We start from the raw sequence: 21,121 nt of genomic DNA on the forward strand, positions 1-21,121 counted from the left end.
CGACCGACTGAGCGTTTGGTCAGATGCTTCACCAAAAGTCAAGCAAAAAAACGCTCGTCTCTGTATCTTTTCGCAATTATTATACGCGAGGAAGCGACAGAAGCCAAACCTTTCTTTTCCCATTCAGTAAGTAGGGCTTTTTATTATAGAAGAAATGGTGGGAGCAGTGGGTGCTGCTCCCCAGTCGGTGGTTGGAAACGAGTCCGCAGTTTTTCTCGATTCGATTATTCTTTCAACAAGTAGTTGCTGATAACGACCCGTTGAATTTCGTTCGTACCCTCATAGATCTGAGTGATTTTCGCATCGCGCATAAAGCGCTCTACTGGATATTCACGAGTGTAACCATATCCGCCGAATACTTGCACGGCTTCCGTAGTTACTTCCATCGCAGTGTCACCCGCAAATACTTTGGACATCGCGGATGCTTTACCGTATGGCAGTCCTTGATCCTCCAGCCATGCCGCTTGATAAGTGAGCAAACGAGACGCTTCGATCTTGGTAGCCATGTCCGCGAGCTTAAATTGGATCGCTTGCAGAGCCGCGATTGGTTTACCGAATTGATTGCGCTCTTTTGCATAATTACGAGCGTGCTCGTAGGCACCTTGTGCGATTCCAAGTGCTTGTGCTGCGATCCCGTTGCGTCCGCCGTCCAGCGTCATCATCGCAATCTTGAAGCCCTCGCCTTCTTTCCCCAGCATGTTTTCTGCCAGAACGCGGACATCTTCAAAGTTGATAGCCAACGTTGGCGAGGAGCGGATCCCCAGCTTCTTCTCTTTTTTCCCCATCGTAAAGCCGTCCATGCCTTTTTCTACGATAAAAGCGGTAATGCCCTTGTGCTTGAGCTCTGGACTTGTCACAGCAAATACGATGTAAATCTCAGCTTCACCCGCATTCGTGATGAAGATCTTGCTTCCGTTTAAAATATATTGGTCGCCATCGCGAACAGCCGTGGTGCGCATACCTGCTGAGTCAGAGCCCGAGCCCGGTTCTGTGAGGCAGTACGCTCCCATCTTTTTACCTTCTGCCAATGGGCGTAAAAATTTCTGCTTTTGTTCTTCCGTACCAAACTTGTAGAGAGGCCAGCTTGCCAATGATACTTGAGCAGACAGCGTCACACCTATGGATGCATCCACGCGGGAGAGCTCTTCAACCGCGATCACATAGCTCAAGTAATCGGCCCCTGCTCCTCCGTATTCTTCCGGCCACGGGATTCCCGTCAGACCGAGTTGTGCCATTTGTTCAAAAATGGAACGATCAAAGCGTTCTTCCTCATCGCGTTCCGCTGCCGTCGGAGCCACCTGGTTTTCGGCAAAGTCACGGATCATTTTTCGCAGCATCTCATGTTCTTCGGTCAGTTGGAAATTCATTTCTACCACTCCCCCGTGTGCTTTTCGGTCAGTCCGGAACCAGAACGCTTCGCCGGACAACAACTCATTTTTTAGTCAGCAAGCAAATGCTTGGCGATCACGATTCGTTGAATTTCATTGGTACCTTCGTAGATTTGTGTGACTTTGGCATCGCGGAACAGTCGCTCCACCGGATACTTACGCGTGTAACCGTAGCCACCAAACACTTGCACAGCTTCGGTCGCGAGGTGCATCGCTGTATCAGAGGCAAAACGTTTGGCCATAGATGCTTCCATCCCGCACGCTTTCCCTTGACTGCGCAATGATGCTGCCTGGTAAACCAAGAGTCTCGCTGCTTCTGCTGCCGTCGCCATGTCTGCCAGCTTGAAAGCTACCGCCTGCTGTTTGGCGATGGACTGACCGAACTGCTTTCGTTCCTTGGCGTACTCTGTCGCATAATGTACGGCAGCCTCCGCAATTCCCAAAGCTTGCGCGGCAATCCCGATCCTTCCGGTGTCTAGGTTTGCCATCGCGATCGTGAAACCTTCCCCTTCCTGCCCGAGCAAATTCTCAGCAGGGACGCGAGCATTGTCAAACACCAGCTCGGTCGTGTAGGAGCCATGCAGCCCCATTTTCTTTTCTTTTTTCCCGACGGTAAATCCTGGAGTATCTTTTTCCACGATAAAAGCGGAAATTCCTCTCGTTCCTTTGGAGGAATCTGTTACGGCAAACGTGATGTACGTGTCCGCTTCACCGCCATTGGTAATGAACACTTTGTTTCCGTTTAAAATGTACTCGTCACCTTGACGAACGGCAGATGTACGGATGCTACTCGCATCAGAACCAGCGTGTGGCTCGGTCAGAGCAAATGCACCCAGGTACTCCCCTGCAGCTAGCTTGGTGACGTATTTTCGTTTTTGCTCTTCTGTCCCAAAGTACAGAATCGGGCTGGTGCCAACCGATGTATGAACAGACAAGATGACGCCCACTGTCGCGCTCACCTTGGATATTTCATGTATGGCGATGATATAGGAGAGAAAGTCCGCACCTGCTCCTCCCCACTCTTCTGCCACTGGAACACCCATCAGCCCCATCTCGCCCATCTTTTTCAAAATATGGCGTGGAAACTGATCAGTCTCCTCCATCACTGGAACAAAAGGAGCAATCTCCTTTTGAGCAAAATCACGAACCATTCGACGCATCATTTCATGCTCTTCATTTAGTCGAAAATCCATCTCAGTCCTACCTTTCTGCCGAAATCATCTGTCAGTTATAAACGTAGAAACCTCGACCGGATTTCTTGCCGAGCCATCCCGCTTTTACATATTTACGTAGCAGCGGGCAAGGGCGGTATTTGGAATCGCCAAACCCTTCATGTAGCACTTCCATAATGTACAGACATGTATCCAGACCGATGAAATCAGCGAGAGTGAGCGGTCCCATCGGATGGTTCATCCCCAGCTTCATCACTTCGTCAATCGCCTCTGGAGTTGCCACACCTTCGTATACACAGTAGATCGCTTCGTTGATCATGGGCATCAGTACTCGGTTGGAAACAAAACCAGGGAAGTCATTGACGCTGACCGGGACTTTTTTCATTTGCTTGGACAGATCTTCTGTCAGCTGGTAAACCTCGTCTGCCGTTTGCAGTCCACGAATGATCTCGACCAGCTTCATCACGGGAACCGGATTCATGAAATGCATTCCAATGACTTTCTCCGGGCGCTTGGTCACAGCAGCAATTTCGGTAATAGGCAAGGAAGACGTGTTGCTAGCCAATATCGTATGCGGTGGGCAAACTTCGTCGAGCTTGGAAAAGATCTGCGTCTTGACCGCCATGTTTTCCGTAACAGCCTCGACGACAAAGTCTACATCCTTTGCATCTGCCAAATCGGTCGACAGCACGAGGCGTGACAGCACAGCCTGCTTTTCCTCCTCACTCAGGGAACCTTTTTCCACGTTACGCGACAGATTTTTCGTAATCGTCGCCAGACCGCGGTCCACAAATTCTTGCTTGATATCGTTTAGATAGACGCGGAAACCAGCTTGTGCCGCTACTTGCGCGATGCCGCTGCCCATTTGTCCTGCGCCAATCACCATTATCGCTTGTACGTTCATGCAAAAGTCCTCCCTACTCCACTTTAATCAGAACCGCGTCACCTTGTGCGGCCCCACTGCATATTGCTGCAATCCCGAGTCCGCCACCTCGACGTTTCAGTTCGTAGGCGAGATGCATGATGATCCGTGCACCGCTCGCTCCGATCGGATGTCCCAGTGCGATCGCTCCGCCGTTGACATTCACTTTTTCCTCATCCCAACCGACGATTTTGCCACTTGTCAAAGTGACTGCCGCAAACGCTTCGTTTACTTCAAACAGGTCGATGTCTTCCAATGCTACTCCCGTCTTTTTCAGTAGCTTCTGGATGGCGAGACCTGGCGTTGTCGCAATGTAAGGAGCCTCAGCCCCCACCTCGGCATGACCCAAAATAGTCGCCAGCGGTTGTATTCCGAGCTCTGCTGCCTTGGCTTCGGACATCAGGACCATGGCAGCTGCACCGTCGTTAATTCCCGGGGCATTGCCCGCTGTGATTGTCCCGTCCTTTTTATACACAGGCGGTAGCTTTGCCAATCCTTCAATCGTTGTGTCCGATCGTGGTCCCTCATCCTTGGTAACGAGGAGTGGATCTCCCTTTCTTTGCGGGATCGACACGGCGACCACTTCATCTGCGAAAAGCCCCTTCTCGATCGCCTGTGACGCTCTCTGTTGGCTGCGTAGTGCCCACTGATCCTGTGCTTCGCGGCTAATTCCGAACTCATCCGCTACATTACTGCCATGGACAGCCATCGGTACCTGATCAAACGGACAAGTGAGACCGTCGTACATCATGAGATCACGAACGATCGCATCTCCCATACGCATGCCGTTCCGCGCATCGGGTAAAGCATACGGGACGTTGCTCATGCTCTCCATCCCACCGGCAACAATAATCTCACCGTCACCTGCACGGATGATCTGATCGCCCATCGTCACAGCACGCATGCCTGAAGCACATACCTTATTGATCGTCTCGCTAGCCACATTCCACGGCAATCCCGCTTTACGTGCCGCCTGACGTGAAGGAACCTGGCCTGCTCCAGCCTGTACGACCATGCCCATGATGACCTCATCGACTTGCTCGCCAGAGACACCCGATCGCTCCAACGCTTCCTTGATGACCGCTGCTCCCAGGTCCACGGCAGACAACGCTTTCAAAGCTCCGCCGAACTTGCCAAAGGGGGTACGCGCCGCCCCTACAATCACTGTTTTCATGTGAACGATCCCTCCACTTGAAGTTTCATTCCAAAGGTCTCATATGACCGAGCGTTCGCTCAATTTGTTATACTCTCATTTTGCCGTTTGCTGCCACAATAGTCAATGTATTTAGGTAGAAAAAAGCTGCCCTGCACGAGCAGCTTTTCCTCCAATGTGAACATTAGATAGCGTCAGCCAGAATCTCCGCTACGTCACGCGTTTTTACTTCGTCTTCTTTTTCTTTTGTTTTCACGCCGTCATTCATCATCGTCAGGCAATACGGGCACGCACTGGCGATTGCCGTAGGGTTTACTTCCAAAGCTTGCTCCGTACGGGTCACATTGACACGGGAGCCCTCGTGCTCCTCCATCCACATCAAGCCGCCACCTGCACCACAGCACATACTGTCGCAACCACTACGCTTCATTTCGAGCAGTTCCACGCCTGGAATGGCTTCCAGAATGACTCGTGGCTTGTCGTAAATCTCGTTGTAGCGTCCCAAATAGCAGGAATCGTGGTACGTGATGCGCTCGTTGACTTCCTTGATCGGTTTCAGACGTCCTTCTTTCACCCACTGGGCCAACAGCTCGGAGTGGTGGTAGACTTCCGCCTGCAAACCAAATTCCGGATACTCATTTTTGAACGTATTGAAAGCATGTGGGTCACATGTGACGATCTTCTTCACTTCGTACCCTTCAAACAAGGCGATGTTTTCCTGTGCCAGCTGTTGGAACAAGAATTCATTCCCGATCCGGCGGGCAGTATCACCTGAGTTTTTCTCCTCGTTGCCGAGAATAGCGAATTTCACTCCCGCTTCGTGCATCAGTTTGACAAAGGCTTGGGAGATTTTTTGACTGCGCAGGTCAAACGATCCCATGGAACCGACCCAGAACAGGTACTCGAATTCCTCCGCTTCTTTGACCGTTGGAACCGCGTATTCGCCATTTAAGCCTTCGATCCACTTCATCCGGTCTTTGCGGTTGATCCCCCACGGATTGCCTTGGCGCTCGATGTTGTTCAGGGCACGCTGAGCTTCTGCGGGCATGCTGCCTTCTGTCATGACGAGATAACGGCGCAAGTCGATGATTTTGTCTACGTGCTCATTCATCACCGGACATTGGTCTTCGCAGTTCCGACAGGTGGTACAAGCCCACAGCTCCTGTTCCGTGATGACATCGCCGATCAGATTTTTCTCATACACAGCTGTTGCACCTTCGGAGGTCGCTGCTACTTCAGAAGACTGCATTGCAATCTGATTGGCTTTCGTGTCAGCGAAGGCAAAGCTCGGCATCCATGGCGTACGGGATGTCACCGATGCTCCTTTTTCCGTCAGGTGGTCACGCATTTTCGTGATCAAATCCATCGGGGACAGCATTTTACCCGTTCCCGATGCTGGACACATATTCGTACAACGACCGCACTCCACACAGGCGTACAGGTCGATCAATTGCGTTTGGGTAAAGTCTTCGATTTTGCCGACCCCGAATACCTCCTGGGTCTCATCTTCGAAGTTGATGCTCGACAGCTTGCCAGGCGGGTCCAGCTTTTTGAACCAGACGTTCACAGGAGCAAAGAGCAAGTGAGCGTGTTTGGACTGCGGGACATAGACAGCAAAGCCAAGTAGAATGATCAGATGCGCCCACCAGAATACGTAGAATAGCGCTGCACCTGCTGTTTGCCCCATACCGATCGCGGAAAAAATGATAGCAAGAACCGATGAAATCGGAGCAAATCCAGAAGGCTCATGACCCAGCCAGAGCTGCTCAAATGCGAGAGAGAGTAGAACCGACGCCATCAGCGAGGAGATCAGCAGCAGAACTATCCCTGATTTAAAGCCGCGTTTGAGACGCTTCAGCTTTTCAATGTACCGACGATAAAAAGCGTATCCTACAGCAGCCAGGATGAGGAACGTCGTGATTTCCTGCATCAAGCTGAAGTATTTGTGAGCGCTACCAAATGGAAGCTCAAAGCCTTTTGACAGTCCTTTGATCACCAACTCGATCGCACCGAACTGCAAAATGATAAAGCCGTAAAACATGACGCCGTGCATGATGCCGCTCTTTTTGTCCTTCAAGAGCTTTTTGTGAAAAATGACGTTGTCCAGCAACAGATTGATGCGTGCGCCAAAGTCATCCTTCACGTCTGGCTTCTTGCCCAGCTTGATGAACAAATACCTGCTGTAGACGACATGTCCGGCCAAGTAAAGTCCGTAAGCGAGCACCAGGAAAAAGGCGATCAGGTTAATGAGTGCCAGCATGATTCTACTCCTCCTCAATTGATCGAGTTTTCTTTTGTTTCTATTTTATCAGAATCAGGCAAAAAAATGAATGACTATTCAGTCTCCAAGGTGCCTTTTTCCGAAAAATGAAACAAAACTGAGCGATCGCTCGATATTGAATATGCCTTGATCTTATCATACTTATTGCTGGCCAACCATCCTTAAAACTACGCTGGAAAAAATCTAATAAATCTTACTTTATTGAGGGTGCGATCTTGCAGATACAAAAAACAGCCGTCCGGATCAACTCCAGACGACTGCCTCTACAAACTCCTCTTATTTACCGGAAACTTCTTTTTCCGTGGAATCCGGTTGCTCTTTTTTTATTTTTTGCTCGGTGCGAACGTCTGCCAGCGACTTCACCTTGGTCGCTTTGATACGCTTGTTACGCGGCAGATCGGTAGGCTCCAGATTGTCTGCTTCGTCCTGCATGAGGGCAGCGATACCCACAGCTTTTCCTTTGGATGCCTTGCAGTATTCGCAGTTTTCTTCGTCGTGCTCGTGGTAGTGCTTTGGTTCTGGATACGAGGTAATTACACCCTCGAAGTTGCGCAATACCACTTTGTCGGAAGCCTGCGAGATAATGTAGTTCGGGCTTACAGGAATTTTACCGCCACCGTGTGGAGCATCCACCACAAACGTCGGTACTGCATAGCCAGAGGTATGGCCGCGTAAGTGTTCGATGATTTCGATCCCTTTGCTTACAGGTGCGCGGAAGTGACCAATACCTTCGGACAGGTCGCACTGATAAATATAGTATGGGCGGACGCGGATTTTGACCAGGTCCTGCACCAGTTTTTTCATGGTGTTGGCGCAATCGTTGATTCCAGCAAGGATAACGGCTTGGTTACCCAGTGGCACACCTGCGTTGGCGAGCATTTCACAGGCTTGCTTTGCTTCTGGTGTAATTTCTTTTGGATGGTTGAAGTGCGTGTTGAGCCATACAGGGTGGTACTTTTTCAAGATATTGCACAGGTTTTCGGTAATGCGCTGCGGGAACACAACAGGAGCGCGAGTACCGATACGGATGATTTCTACGTGCTCGATTTCACGCAGGCTGCTCAGGATGTACTCGAGTACACGGTCGTTAATCAGCAGGCCGTCTCCACCGGACAAAAGAACGTCACGCACTTCAGGCGTGCGGCGGATGTAGTCAATACAAGCATCCAGTTGCTTTTTAGGTACGCCCATGCCGATTTGGCCGGAGAAGCGACGGCGTGTGCAATAACGGCAATACATCGAGCACTGGTTGGTCACGAGGAACAGGACACGGTCTGGATAGCGGTGAGTCAGACCTGGCACAGGTGAATCCGCGTCTTCATGAAGTGGATCTTCCATGTCGTACTTGGTGCGAACCATCTCGGAAGAAAGAGGAACAGACTGCATACGCACTGGATCTTTTGGATCGTCTTGATCCATCAGGTTGGCGTAGTATGGAGTAATATTCAACGGGATCGTCTGCGTGGAAATGCGTACGCCTTCTTCTTCTTCAGGCGTCAGATTGATCACCTGTTTGAGATCATCTACCGTTTTAATGGTGTGGGTCAGCTGCCACATCCAGTCATTCCATTGTTCGTCTGTTACATCTTTCCAAAGCTCAAGTTGGCGCCAGTCGCGCTTAGTCGCTACCGTCATCGTGTTACATCTCCTCTCGTCAGTGGTGAAGCTAGTGTATTTCACTCACGAAAACAAGAGATGCAAGGGTCGTGCCAACCAAATCGAAAAATTTAGAAAATAAGGAATAGAGCGTTTTGTCGGCTTCTTCCTGCAGTTCTCGCTCTATTCTCGATCGGTTTTTGTGCCGGATTTTCGGCAGTTAGTTTAAAGGATTCGTTCGCTGATTCAGTTTGTACTGCAAGGTTTGACGAGGTATTCCCAGAAGCTTTGCTGCCCGAAGTACATTGCCTTCCGTCGATTTCATCGCTTCTTGGATGACTTGCTCCTCCATTTCCTTCATCAGGTCGGGCAATGACCGACCCTCCCTAGCTTGCAGCAGCGTTTCCGGCATCCACGTCTCCGCAGTCGATTGCCCCATCGGTCTCTCTAGCGAGTGCGGGGGCAGGTGATCCACCTCGATCGTATCCGAGTCGACCATATTCATCGCAGCCTCAACGACATGCTCCAGCTCGCGAACATTTCCTGGCCACGCATAAGAGGCAAACAATCCCTTTACTTCGGGGCTGATTCCTTGTACATTCATGCCGAATTGCTGGTTAAACTTATCGAGGAAATGGCTTACCAAAAGATCAATGTCCTCCCTCCGCCTGCGCAATGGCGGCAATTCGAACGACACCACATTGATCCGGTAATACAGGTCTGTACGCATCAATCCTTGTTGGACAAGGATTTTCGGCGGTTCATTGACTGCAGCGATCACGCGCACATCGACTTTGATCTGCTGGCTGCCGCCAATACGACGGATCTGACCGTCCTGTAAAACACGTAGCAGCTTGGCCTGCAAATCAAGCGGCATACTGTTTAATTCATCTAAAAACAAGGTGCCTCCATCAGCCAGCTCAAACAAACCTGGCCTGTCATCAGCTCCTGTGAAGCTCCCTTTTGTCGAACCGAAAAGCAAGCTTTCCAGCAGAGAAGAAGGGAGCGCCGCACAGTTTTGAGCAATAAACGGCTTGCTGCTACGCGCCGATGCCTGGTGAATAGATTGTACGAAAAGTTCTTTTCCAGTACCCGTCTCGCCGTAAATTAACACGGGGGACGAAGTTCGTGCTGCCCGACGAGCACGCTCCTTCACTTGGTTCATCTCTTCGTTACTGGTCAAGATATCTTCGAACTGAAAAGAAAGTCCATCTGCTGAACGCTTCGTCCGTTTGGGCTTGCTGATCTTGGCCTGCAGATCAACTAGACGCTCTGACAGCTCCTTTAGCTTTCCGATGTCTTTCGCGACCTCGACGGCTCCGACCAAGCGCTTACCGACTCGCACCGGCAAGGTAGTATTAATCGTCTCCACCCGTACGCCCTTCCAGTTTTTATAGACCTGTGGCTGATTGTAGATCGACTCGCCGCTATCAATTACGCGGAGTAATGTACTGGACTCGCGATCCAATGAAGGAAACACCTCGAGTAGTGGCTTGCCCAAGACCTCCTCCGAGGTGAGCCCATCCAGTTTGGCCGCCACATGATTATAGAAAATCGTGATCCCGCTGGCATCTACCACGTGAATCCCTTCGTCAATTGCCCCGAGAATCGCCTGTAACATTTCCACTGTATCGGACAATGGCATCCTGGCACTCACTCCCTTCACCCATGCTGCCAAAAAATCATCACTATGCCGAATTTTCGGCACATTCCATTTATACAAGCATGATCACTCACGGTTCCTTTTCACCTGCACCACGAGAACTGTCGCATACAACAGGTGTCCCAGCACCCAGATCAAAAGCGCAGTCCATGAAAGAGTCGATCCGCTCAACAGGCTAAACGGCAGAAACGCAACCGCAAAAGCCAGCATCCAGTAAAATACGTACTTTGCCGCTTCTATACCACGGCCCCGTGGATAAAAACGCAACCATACATAGGCAATCACCAAGCTGATGAGCAGGTGGATGAACAGTTCGACGATGGAAGGCAGGTTTTCCATTCCTGGCACGTAGCTGACATCAATCAACACGGAAAACGTGCTGGTGCCAAACAAGCCATCTCCCAACGCCAGAAACGCTGCCAAAGCAAGACCGGCAATCAGTCCGTTCACGAGCACAAACATCATGCTTACGTCCCCCTTTTGCCTCCAGTCAGAATACTCCTATTGTACGTGTAAAAAACCGCCCTTGCCAAGGGCGGCTTATTTTCGTACCAGTATGGACAGTTCGTGCTCACCGGCATATTGCTCATTCATCCACAGCTGGTAAGCGAGTTCTATATGGGTAGGCATCTCCTGTTCATAGCGAATTCGCAGCTTATTCGTATGAGTCTCCATGGCAAAGGGTCCGTACGGGCTTTGATAGCTCGAATGGGTGCTGGCTCCCTTTTCGAACTGCTGTCGTGTCGATACTCCGCCTTGACGTACAAGCGTGATCGACTGTTCCGTCAGCTTGAGAGTCGTACTGACCTCTCCTGCGCCTTCTACCTGCTCCTTGTAGGTCAAGTACCAGGCCCCGACCTTCTGCACACATTTCCCTTGATAGGAGTGGGTCGTTTCCTCCCAGTCGCCGTCTACACGGTGTTTGGCTGTCAATTCGATTTGCACGTCTAGCATGACTGTCTCCACTCTCCACCTTTTCATCCAATCCAGATTCTTTTACATCGGTTCATTTTACCCTTCAACGCTCTTCCGTTGCAACCGCGGCCTGCTCATGAGCCTCAGCGAGCATGGAGCGCATCGTAATGGCGATACCAACAGCAGCCAGCAGTAAGAGACCTGCCAGAATCACATACCCAGTGCTTGCGCCTGTATAGTCGATCATCATCGTAAACAGACCAATCAACACCAGACGCATCATCATACCGATTGAATTGAAAAAGCTCATGACTCGCCCCATAAAATGTTTCGGTACGATCGTCATATAGAGAGATTGTCGAATCAAACGGACAGAAGCATTACACCAGCCGTACACCATGTAGGATGCTACCAGTGCCCAGCCATATGGTAAGGATACCATCGCGATAATTACAATTGCGAACAGGAGAGTGTTGCCCACGATCGCCGACAATTGACCCATTTTGGCGACCATAATGGAGACAAGCACACCTGCAGCCACCGCTCCTATCGCATAGGCCATTTCTCCGAAAGAAAAGATCGAAACGTCTGCCTTTAGTGTCTGGCTCACATACACGGGCTTTAACAAATTGCTCGCCATAATGGCGATGAACGGCATCATGGCTGAGATTCCAAAGACCAGGAACCCCCGCTTCTCCCGTATGTATCGCCAGCTTTGCCCGAGCTGTCCCAGCCAATTGACACCCTGGTTTGCCTTGGCTTCGCCCTCCAAGGTAAAGGTGTATTTCATGGTGGACAGCAAACCGAAAGCAAACAGATAGGTCAGCGCATTAAAAAGGATGACGATATGCAAGCCGTATGAACTCAATAAATATCCGGCGACCCCGCCCGCAAGAACGGAAGCCGTCTGTCCTTCGATCTCCAACAAGCTATTAATGCTATTGTAATGTCTCGGTTCAAAGCCTTCCTGTACCAACGCGGATTGAGCCGGGTAATGAATCTGGTACATAAAAGTCGTCACGAGATAAATCGCGATGAGCATCCATTCGACGTACGAACCAAAAAAGCCCCATACTGCTAAGGCGCCGAGTACGCTAAATCCGATTGCATTTTCCACCAGCAGCATTTTTTTGCGGGAAAAGCGGTCAATCAAGGTGCCAATGTATGGACCAATAAAAAACATCAAGACGGCAGAGGAAAACATTGTGGAGCCTAGTAGCTGGGCCGATCCCGTCGTTTCTACCAAATACCAGGCAATCCCGATCATCGTCATTCCTTGGCCAAATCCGGAAAAAAGATTAGAGAAAAATAATTTACGAAAATCTACGTTAGCAAAGACTTCTTTCATCGGAAACAGCTCCCCCGTTAAAACTTCTCGAGAACATCGTATCGTTATTGTTATATTTTGTAAACTAAAATGTTTAAAAATAATCTGTCTTTTAGGTAAGACATAAAAACGCCTCCGGTTTTTGCATCCGGAGACGTTTGACTATCGTCTGTTATTTTACGAAGCTCAACAGCAGCTCGCGCACGATTTTAGATGCGACGATTTGCGTCATTTCACTGTGGTCGTATACAGGCGCTACCTCTACCAGGTCGCAACCGATTACGTTTGCCCCGTTGTTGGCCATAAAATGAATCGTGTCCAGCAGTTCACGGGAAGTGATGCCGCCTGCTTCTGTCGTACCGGTACCCGGCGCGTGAGAAGGATCGAGAACATCAATATCGATCGTCAGGTAAATCGGGCGATTGCCGATAGTTGGCAATACCTTTTTCACTGGCTCCAGCACGTCGTATTTGTACAGGTGCATGTTTTCTTTCGCCCACTCGAACTCTTCGCGCATACCGCTGCGAATACCGAACGAGTAGACATTCTTTCCACCGATCAGGTTGCACACCTTTTTGATCGGAGTGGAGTGAGAGTACTGATAGCCCTCGTAGTTGTCACGCAGGTCCGTATGCGCGTCAAAGTGGAAAACCACCATATCTTTGTACTTTTCATAAACGGCTTGGAATACAGGCCAGGAAACCAAATGCTCGCCACCCAAACCGAATGGGAACTTGCCGTCTTCCAGCACTTTCGCAACAAAATTGCGGATCATATCCAAGCTACCTTCCACGTTCCCGAAAGGAAGTGGAATGTCGCCTGCATCAAAGTACTTGATGTCTTCCAACAGTCGGTCGAGGTACGGGCTGTACTCTTCCAGACCGATGGATACTTCGCGGATCCGAGCAGGACCAAAACGGGAGCCTGGACGGAAGCTCACTGTCCAGTCCATAGGCATACCGTAAATGACTGCCTGGCTCTCCTCGTAATTACCGTGGCTACGGATGAAGACATTGCCGGAGTATGCTTCGTCAAAACGCATTCTTCTTCGTCCTCCTCCGATTAGTCGCGGGTCAGCTCAGCCACGAAGTTAGGCAGTTTGAAGACAGCGTGGTGAAGGTCCGCATTGTAGTATTTGGTATCAAGAGTTTTGATTTTAGAAGCATCTACTTCCAATGGATCGTGTTGCTTGGAAGCAATGGTGAAGCTCCACAGACCAGATGGATAGGTCGGGATGCTGCAAGTATAGAGACGGGTAACCGGGAAGATCGATTTGAGATCTTTGAATACGCGCTTGATCAGTTCACGGTTGAACCATGGCGATTCGGTTTGCGCTACCATGATGCCATCTGGCTTCAGAGCGTCATGGATGCCTTGGTAGAAACCTTTTTCGAACAGGCCAACTGCCGGTCCAACTGGTTCTGTGGAGTCAACCATGATCACATCGTACTCGCCTTTGTGGTCATGAATGTGTTTGATACCATCGATTACTTGTACGTCAACGCGGGAATTACCAGTCAGCGCACTTGCAATCTCAGGGAAATATTTTTTGCAGGACTCAATTACGCCACCGTCGATTTCAGCCAATACCGCTTTTTCCACGGATGGATGCTTCACGATTTCGCGGATTGCTCCGCCGTCGCCGCCGCCTACTACCAGCACCTTTTTCGGGTTCGGGTGAGTGTTGAGCGCTACGTGAGTGATCATCTCATGGTAAACAAACTCATCGACATCGGTGGTCATAACCATGCCGTCGAGCACTAACATGCGTCCAAATTGCTTGGTAGTAATGACGTCGATTTGTTGAAACTCGGTTTTTTCACTGTATAGGGTGTCAGTAATTTTCGTTGTAATCCCGTGATTTTCCGTTTGTTTCTCGGTGTACCACAATTCCATGTTCATGGTTATGTACCCTCCTTCAAGTAACCGCATGTATTAGAAGACTTGACTTTGCCAAGCCTTTTAGGGCAACCTTAGCTCCCAAAGGAAAAACACTTCTCCTTGGTTAGACGTCCCGCTATGTTGCGCTCGAACTATCAAACATAAGAATATCAATACTTTCTGATAGTACAAGAAAATTATAGTGGCTGTCCTTCAAAATGCAAGGTTTTTTTGGACAAGCTTCCTTACATTGGCTAAGGGAAGTTTATCCAGAGAATTACTGACCCATACTAGGATTATCCTGTGTCTTAGTATGTCCCGATTCTGACAATCCATCGGGAGAAAGGAGGATTTGCACATGGAAGTGATTCGGGAAGCGCCCTTGCTCCGTTATCTACGTTGGGCCAAGAAATTCGTAAAATTTGTCATACTCAGCCTATTATGCGTATCTTTTGCCGCCCTGCTCCTGATCTTGTATCTACGTTCGCAGCCGTTGCCTGAGACATTTGTCAAACAGACTACGACCATTTACGCCTCTACAGGTGATGTACTGGACACCATGCATCGCGGTGAAAACCGGATCGTAGTACCAATCAGTGATATCGCTCCTCCGCTCGTAGATGCAACCATCGCCATTGAAGACCGGTCGTTTCGCGAGCATTACGGCTTCGACTGGAGACGATTGGCGAAAGCAGCTTACGTGGATGTCATCAACATGGACATGCGTCAAGGAGCCAGCACGATTACCCAGCAATTAGCGCGGAATCTATACCTGAGCCTGGATAAAACGTGGGAACGAAAAATCAAGGAAGCATTGCTCGCGATCCAATTGGAGCTGAACTATAGCAAGGACGAGATTCTGGAGATGTATATGAACCAGATCTACTACGGGCACTCCGCTTACGGTGCACAAGCTGCTGCGCAAACATACTTTGGCAAAGACGCCAAAAGTTTGACCATCGCGGAAAGTGCCATGTTGGCAGGAATTCCAAAAGGACCTTCGTACTACTCTCCTTTTATCGATTTCGAAAAAGCAAAATCACGGCAAAAGCTGATTCTGGATGCGATGGAGCGCGACGGAATGATCACCCAAAAGCAGGCCGAACAAGCCTTTGCCGAAACCATCAAGCTAAAAGATCGAACTTCGGATAGCGTGGCGGAGCAAGCACCTTATTTCCGCGACTATATCGCCAATTTGGTCAAAAACAAGTACGGCATCGACGAAGAATTGTTTATACACGGGGGCTTAAAGATCCATACGACATTGGACCCCGTTATGCAAAAAAAGGCAGAGGATATCGTCGCATCTGTATTGCCAAAGGATAATCCCAACCTGCAAGTCGCACTGGTCGCCATGGATCCTGCTACCGGCTACATCAAAGCGATGGTCGGAGGCCGGGATTACAAACAGAGTCAGTACAACCGTGCACTTGGGAAACGACAACCGGGTTCGTCTTTCAAACCGATTATGTACCTCGCAGCCCTGCAGAACGGATACACGCCTCTGACCATGATGAAGAGCGAGCCAACCGTTTTTACCTACGACAATAACAAGCAATACATCCCCAATAATTTCGGGGGAAAATATGCCCATGCGATGATTAACATGCGGGAAGCCATCAAGACCTCGGATAATATTTACGCAGTAAAGACCATCGACTTTTTGGGTCCACAGAAGGTTGTGGATGAAGCGAATAAGCTGGGCATTACGAGCCCGTTACAAGCAGTTCCTTCGCTGGCTTTGGGCACGTCTCCAGTCTCCCCGCTGGAACTGAATACCGCTTATTCTGCGATTGCCAACAAGGGCCAGGCTGTCAAGCCAATCGCCATTACTTCCATCGAGGACAATCAAGGAAATATTTTGGTCGAGGAAAAACCGGAAAAAACGCCTGCTGCTGATCCGATTGCTGCTTCCTTGCTGACCAATCTGATGCAAAGTGTGTTTGAGCGTGGCGGCACAGGCTTCCGAGTCGTAAATGAGTTAAATCGCCCGGTTGCTGGAAAAACAGGCTCGACCGATTATGATGCTTGGCTGAGCGGATTTACGCCACAGCTCGTGTCCACCGTCTGGATCGGATACGACAAAAACCAAAAAGTAGACGACGTGAAAGAAGGATATTTATCCAAAAAAATCTGGGCGCAATTTATGGAGAGTGCCTTGAAAGACCAACCTCCAGCTCTGTTCGATATGCCTGCTGGAGTGGTCTCCGTCTACATCGATCCTCATTCGGGGAAATTGGCCACCGAGCATTGTCCTACGCCTCAATTGTTCTACTTTGCGAGTGGAACAGAACCGCAGGATTACTGCACAGACCATTTACCGGCGAATGAAGCGCCAACACCGTTAAAGCCACCGGATACATCCTCTTTTTGGCAGCGGATGGGCAGCTGGTGGAAGCCGGTTGAGTAATGGAAAAGGGACGTGGTATCTGCCACGCCCCTTTTTGTTTAACGTATAGTCCGCTCGTCGCCGCCTGCAATGACCCCATCACCATCGGTAAAGACGTGGTCGTTGATGACGCTAATTAGGCCTGCTTGATCGAGCTGCTCCAAAACTTCAAACAAGCTGTCCCTTTTTCCCGCAGGAAGCTTGCGAATAAAATTGTTTATTTCCTGGGGAGACACGTGCGTGCGGAAATGGACGCCGCCGTGCTTAACAAAATGATCGGCGCTTGTTTCCTGTTCACGGGGTTCTTCGCTCATGGGTAACGCCCCTTCCGGTCAGACTTAAGTTGTCATGCCTTTGTAGTGTTCCGCTCTGAACGAAAAAGCATGAGCTGAAAAAAAAGTCTAAGTCAGGAGGGTCGGAATGCATTTAAAAAAAGGATCTGAATATATGACAAACAGGGAAAGAGTGACGGCTCTTTCCCTGTTTGATGACCTAGTGTACATGTACACAGATATGAAAATAAGTTTACCTTACTCCCAAACTGGTAACAATTGATTTCACCATTTGTTCACAGACCGTTCACGATTTCTTAGAAAGCTTGGCTCCGCGAAGCTTTTGCAACCAAAGGGCGCAAGTTTCGCTTAGCAGCACTTATACCAGATAGGAATAACTTACTATCTGTGCAAGTTTAGGACAAAGCTTGCTTTAATTCCTCTGTGGAATTGTCAAACATAGCCGCATTATTATCAGTCAAAAGCTTTTTCAGAGCAGCCTTTTCCTTTTCTCCTAAGTCAGATAGCATGATACGGCGCTTCATGGAATAGTCCATGCGGTTGACATGATCCGCCAAGATTTTATAGCCACGGCGTGCTTCCCGATCCACTTCCATGTAGCATGCAGTCGCTCCCGCATAATAGGGACCCGCTTCATTGCGGTCTACGGTCACCCATACGAGCCAATACGGTTTTCCGTTTGGCACTTCGTCTTTATTGATCGTCCATTTAATCCCTTTTTCCACTGAACTCTTGGCATGCAACGCACCCATATCGATGTATGCTTCGTCGCCATCGATAATGACTGAGGAGACAGCATTCAGGTCCAGTACCCCTTGACCAAAACCGCCATGCACATCGGTCTTTCCGCTCATGATGGTAAAGCCGCCTTTTTTATTATCAAAAATATCCACGTTAACACCCTCCAGATCATCATTCTCCTTTCTATATTCTACTCGGAAACGTATAGCGACGCAATTTGACTGTGTGCCCAGTTATAAATCTGTCGGTTGTTTGGCGTTGTTTGCTCTGTTTGATCGCCACATCCATTTCTCAAAGATCCACAGCAAGAAGGTCACGAGCAATGATGTATGCAGCGCCATCAACAGCTCAATGATCCACATTCCGCCTCCTAATAATCCACCTGTTGGAATGATGACAAAGTAATAGAGAAAACTAGAACAAAACGCCACTAGTATCGTTATCCATACCCGAAAACCAAATACAGCGCGTATATAGGCTGTGATAAATAGCGCTACAAAGGGACCCGCTAATTGCCACGCGTAAACAAACGGGCCAATGAAGATCCACACAAGAACATTTTCCATGTTGTCTTCCTTTCTTACTGACGTAGATCGGTTGCTTCCATTAGACCCCTCTGGCCCAGCCGATACCATTTTCCAGTTTCCTGCTCTTGCTCGGGATCTTCTGATGAAAAACGCTGGATTTGCAGCTGGGCTCCTCCCGCTTTCGTTCGGTTGGTCTGCTCGAACTCCAGATCCTCCCCGTCTTTTATGTGCAATACGACGAGATTACCGTGGTACTCAATGGAGAGGTCATCCCACACTTCCTTTTTCTTTTGGTTCAGTGTCATGGATTTTCCTGATTTGATGACGTTAACCTCAGGAAAAGAGCCATCGTCTCGGGAAAGGATGTAGGTCAAATACTTCTGCTGTTTGCTTGCGGACTTACGTAGACCGGGTTGGGTATCCTCTATTCCTTGTAACAGCTGCGTTACCTGATGAATGACCTGCGGGATGCTCGGTAATTTTGCGTGCTCACCAGTCACGTAATACTTCTTCTTGATGTCTTTTTGCGCATAGCTAGCACTGAGATACGGTACCGTGCCATCCCCCATCCCTTTGTCATAATAAGGGGTCCAAGCTTGGTGATAATGGTCAAAGAAATAGCCAAGCAGCGTCGGTTCCCCTTGTCCAACAATTGAGTACTGTGGGACATTGATTGTTTTGGCATCCCATTTTTCATGTAATTTGCCGGCTTGCTTAACGAGCGGTGCATAGGACAAACGAATTGCTTTGTCTTGCAAAAATTCATCGTAGCTGTACGGTTCATTTTTGTCCTTTTTCAAGAAGCCCACGGTCTGGAAATACTTTTTGGACGGCAACAGCTCATAAACGGCCGGTGCATACTCCGATATAATTTTTCCTGTCCCCTCATCCATCCACGGTATAGAGAAGTTGTAGCCGTACTGGATGGCCTGATAAGCTCTCGGCGCTCCCAGAAATGGCGTCCCCATGTAAATGATTCGGTTGACTTTGGATTGGTAGGATACGTTGGTCAAAAGGGTTTCTCGGACCAACAATCCTCCCATGCTATGCGCTACCAGCTGCACCTGACTCGCACCCGATCTTTGGAGGGCGAGATCAATTTTTTGCTTGAGGGCAACCGCATTTTTGGTACTGCTGTAGCGCCAATCATACGGCATGGCAAATAGCGATCGAAACTTTTTGTATCCCATCTTTTCCAATTGTTTGACCATGCTGTAATACTGCTCTGTCGTGTCTCGGATCGGATCTAACGGTGAATAGGAAAGGTACTCAATGGCACGAAACCCTTCGTCTGCCCGCTCCGGGAAAATACTGATTCCATCTTCACGAGGCTGCACGTCAACGCTGTTTGGCCGAATCGGCTCCAGTGAGAGAAGTCTACGATGTCTGGGATCATTGATGCCAATCAGACTATCCCCGAGCCCCAGCCAAATTTCAGAAATCTTGCCACTTTCCTCTACTTCAAGCCGAGAGCCGCCTATTCCCGGAATGACAATAACAGGGATTGTATTTATTGCTACATCCAGCTTGTATGTATTCGGTGCAAATCCTGAGCGCTGGCTGGCAGCTACCTTGACGATATACGTCCCCGGGTTGGCTTGAAAGACAATTTGTTCGTTGGCGTTTTTTGGTTTTTCTGACTTGGAAAGCACTTTTCCCGCCTGATCCAGCAAGTACAGATCGACATCCATCCCCTCAGGGAGTTCCTTCAGATCTAATCTCACAGTCGAAGCCAGCGTAATCCCGAATTGATAGAAATCGATATCGGTCAGGCTGTGAAGATTTGCTTGCAGGGTAGTATCGTAGTCGGTGGTCAAAGTATGTGCTTCCGCTAGTGAATTGTTTGGTTCGTACTCATCCAGCTTGGCCTCTCCTTGCTCGGACACGAAATCTGCCCTCAATCGGTAGTAAAAATCTTTGTGGTAAGATCCGCCGCTTCCTTGGACTTTTATGTAGTACCATTCGCCCTGTTCAAGAGTGATTCCGTCTATCGCTTCGTCAGCTTGTCCTGCTTGTTCTGAGCTCCTCAGCTCCTGATTATCCCCAGAAAACACATATAGGTTATAGTCCTGATCTCTCGGGATATCGCGAAGACTGATATTCATCGTCCCATTTCTAGTTGCTTTGATTTTCCACATATCCACATCGCCTGATTTCCCAATCTTGCCAAAGGCGTCTTTTGCATCAAACAGCCAATCAGCTTTTCCGACGGTATCGTTTGGCTCCAGCTCAAACGTGGCTGGCCTACTACGCATAGCCGCTTCTCTCGGTTTTTTATCATTGGAATACTCGCGATAGAAGTCTTTTGCCCATCGCTCCACTTTTGCTTGCTGTTGGCTCAGAGCTGGTACTTCCAGCTCTTCGGCCTGCTCTGTGACCTCAGATGAAGTCAATTCCAGCCGGTCTTCTTTTTTATCGGTTCCCCGATCCCAAGAAACTTCTTTCAGCTCGATTCCATCCGTACTTATCCTTACTGACTCAGGCACAGGGATTTTCCAACGAATCACAGGCTCTTCCTCTTCTGCCGTTCTCCACTCGATCGTTAATGGACGGCTATCAGACGGCTTGATCGCTACAGAAAAACGAGTTCCCTCTAGAAATGAATAGGTGAGTTCTTCATCGTCTTGTTTGACCGTGACCTCGATCTCATCCACTGACTTTTGCAAGGAAGCCTGAATACGTAGTTCCCCTTTTTCTACCCACGCCCATGCCTCTTTTACGAGCGACCGGCGTTCCTCCTGGGCCCAAGCACTCTGATCAAAACTGCTCCCTATCAACGTGAGTATCAGCAACAGAAAAACTAGGCGTTTAGCCGATTTCCCCACAAAAATACCCCCTCGTCTCTTTCTTTCTCCACAGTAGAAAAAGACAGC

17 protein-coding genes are annotated in these 21,121 nt (G+C 49.2%); 1 reads left to right on the forward strand and 16 read right to left on the reverse strand.

What is annotated here, in order from left to right:
- Positions 1-224: 224 nt before the first annotated feature.
- The 12 genes from AN963_RS17020 to speE form a co-directional block, all read right to left on the reverse strand.
- Positions 225-1,367: an acyl-CoA dehydrogenase gene (locus AN963_RS17020; protein ID WP_055745724.1), complete on the reverse strand. Its 1,143-nt coding sequence runs from the start codon at positions 1,365-1,367 to the stop codon at positions 225-227.
- Between the two features lie 71 nt (positions 1,368-1,438).
- The gene (locus tag AN963_RS17025) at positions 1,439-2,581 is read right to left on the reverse strand and encodes an acyl-CoA dehydrogenase (protein WP_055745725.1); all 1,143 of its coding nucleotides are present in this window, start codon (positions 2,579-2,581) and stop codon (positions 1,439-1,441) included.
- A 31-nt stretch (positions 2,582-2,612) separates the two neighbouring features.
- The gene (locus tag AN963_RS17030) at positions 2,613-3,464 is read right to left on the reverse strand and encodes a 3-hydroxybutyryl-CoA dehydrogenase (protein WP_055745726.1); all 852 of its coding nucleotides are present in this window, start codon (positions 3,462-3,464) and stop codon (positions 2,613-2,615) included.
- A gap of 13 nt (positions 3,465-3,477) precedes the next feature.
- Entirely contained in the window at positions 3,478-4,656 is a 1,179-nt protein-coding gene (locus tag AN963_RS17035) for an acetyl-CoA C-acetyltransferase (protein ID WP_055745727.1), read from the reverse strand.
- A 163-nt stretch (positions 4,657-4,819) separates the two neighbouring features.
- Positions 4,820-6,895, reverse strand: coding sequence for a (Fe-S)-binding protein (locus AN963_RS17040; RefSeq protein WP_055745728.1), 2,076 nt, complete (start codon positions 6,893-6,895; stop codon positions 4,820-4,822).
- Between the two features lie 297 nt (positions 6,896-7,192).
- Positions 7,193-8,551 carry a lysine 2,3-aminomutase gene (kamA, locus tag AN963_RS17045; RefSeq protein ID WP_055745729.1) on the reverse strand — a complete coding sequence of 453 codons (1,359 nt, stop codon included), beginning with the start codon at positions 8,549-8,551 and terminating at the stop codon, positions 7,193-7,195.
- 181 nt (positions 8,552-8,732) lie between these two features.
- Positions 8,733-10,157, reverse strand: coding sequence for a sigma-54 interaction domain-containing protein (locus tag AN963_RS17050; protein WP_055745730.1), 1,425 nt, complete (start codon positions 10,155-10,157; stop codon positions 8,733-8,735).
- Positions 10,158-10,241: 84 nt separating this feature from the next.
- Entirely contained in the window at positions 10,242-10,640 is a 399-nt protein-coding gene (locus AN963_RS17055; protein WP_236708005.1) for a hypothetical protein, read from the reverse strand.
- Between the two features lie 75 nt (positions 10,641-10,715).
- Positions 10,716-11,129 (reverse strand): DUF1934 domain-containing protein, encoded by a 414-nt coding sequence (locus AN963_RS17060; protein WP_055745731.1) that lies wholly within the window; start codon positions 11,127-11,129, stop codon positions 10,716-10,718.
- Positions 11,130-11,193: 64 nt separating this feature from the next.
- Positions 11,194-12,438: an MFS transporter gene (locus AN963_RS17065; RefSeq protein ID WP_055745732.1), complete on the reverse strand. Its 1,245-nt coding sequence runs from the start codon at positions 12,436-12,438 to the stop codon at positions 11,194-11,196.
- A 151-nt stretch (positions 12,439-12,589) separates the two neighbouring features.
- Entirely contained in the window at positions 12,590-13,459 is an 870-nt protein-coding gene (gene speB / locus AN963_RS17070) for an agmatinase (protein WP_055745733.1), read from the reverse strand.
- Positions 13,460-13,479: 20 nt separating this feature from the next.
- Positions 13,480-14,313 carry a polyamine aminopropyltransferase gene (speE, locus tag AN963_RS17075; protein WP_055746348.1) on the reverse strand — a complete coding sequence of 278 codons (834 nt, stop codon included), beginning with the start codon at positions 14,311-14,313 and terminating at the stop codon, positions 13,480-13,482.
- Positions 14,314-14,656: 343 nt separating this feature from the next.
- Between speE and AN963_RS17080 the strand changes: the two genes are divergently transcribed.
- On the forward strand, positions 14,657-16,708 hold the full coding sequence (locus AN963_RS17080; RefSeq protein ID WP_055745734.1) for a transglycosylase domain-containing protein: 2,052 nt from the start codon (positions 14,657-14,659) through the stop codon (positions 16,706-16,708).
- A 38-nt stretch (positions 16,709-16,746) separates the two neighbouring features.
- Here the strand turns inward: AN963_RS17080 and AN963_RS17085 are convergent, their stop codons facing one another.
- The 4 genes from AN963_RS17085 to AN963_RS17100 all read right to left on the reverse strand — a co-directional run bounded on the left by AN963_RS17085 (position 16,747) and on the right by AN963_RS17100 (position 21,073).
- Positions 16,747-17,001 (reverse strand): hypothetical protein, encoded by a 255-nt coding sequence (locus AN963_RS17085; RefSeq protein ID WP_055745735.1) that lies wholly within the window; start codon positions 16,999-17,001, stop codon positions 16,747-16,749.
- A 374-nt stretch (positions 17,002-17,375) separates the two neighbouring features.
- Complete coding sequence (locus AN963_RS17090) at positions 17,376-17,873, reverse strand: YwhD family protein (protein ID WP_055745736.1); 498 nt, start codon at positions 17,871-17,873, stop codon at positions 17,376-17,378.
- Between the two features lie 81 nt (positions 17,874-17,954).
- Entirely contained in the window at positions 17,955-18,287 is a 333-nt protein-coding gene (locus AN963_RS17095; RefSeq protein WP_055745737.1) for a hypothetical protein, read from the reverse strand.
- A 14-nt stretch (positions 18,288-18,301) separates the two neighbouring features.
- Positions 18,302-21,073, reverse strand: coding sequence for a lipase/acyltransferase domain-containing protein (locus AN963_RS17100; RefSeq protein WP_055745738.1), 2,772 nt, complete (start codon positions 21,071-21,073; stop codon positions 18,302-18,304).
- Between the last annotated feature and the right edge of the window lie 48 nt (positions 21,074-21,121).

This window comes from Brevibacillus choshinensis, assembly GCF_001420695.1.
GTDB lineage: Bacteria > Bacillota > Bacilli > Brevibacillales > Brevibacillaceae > Brevibacillus > Brevibacillus choshinensis.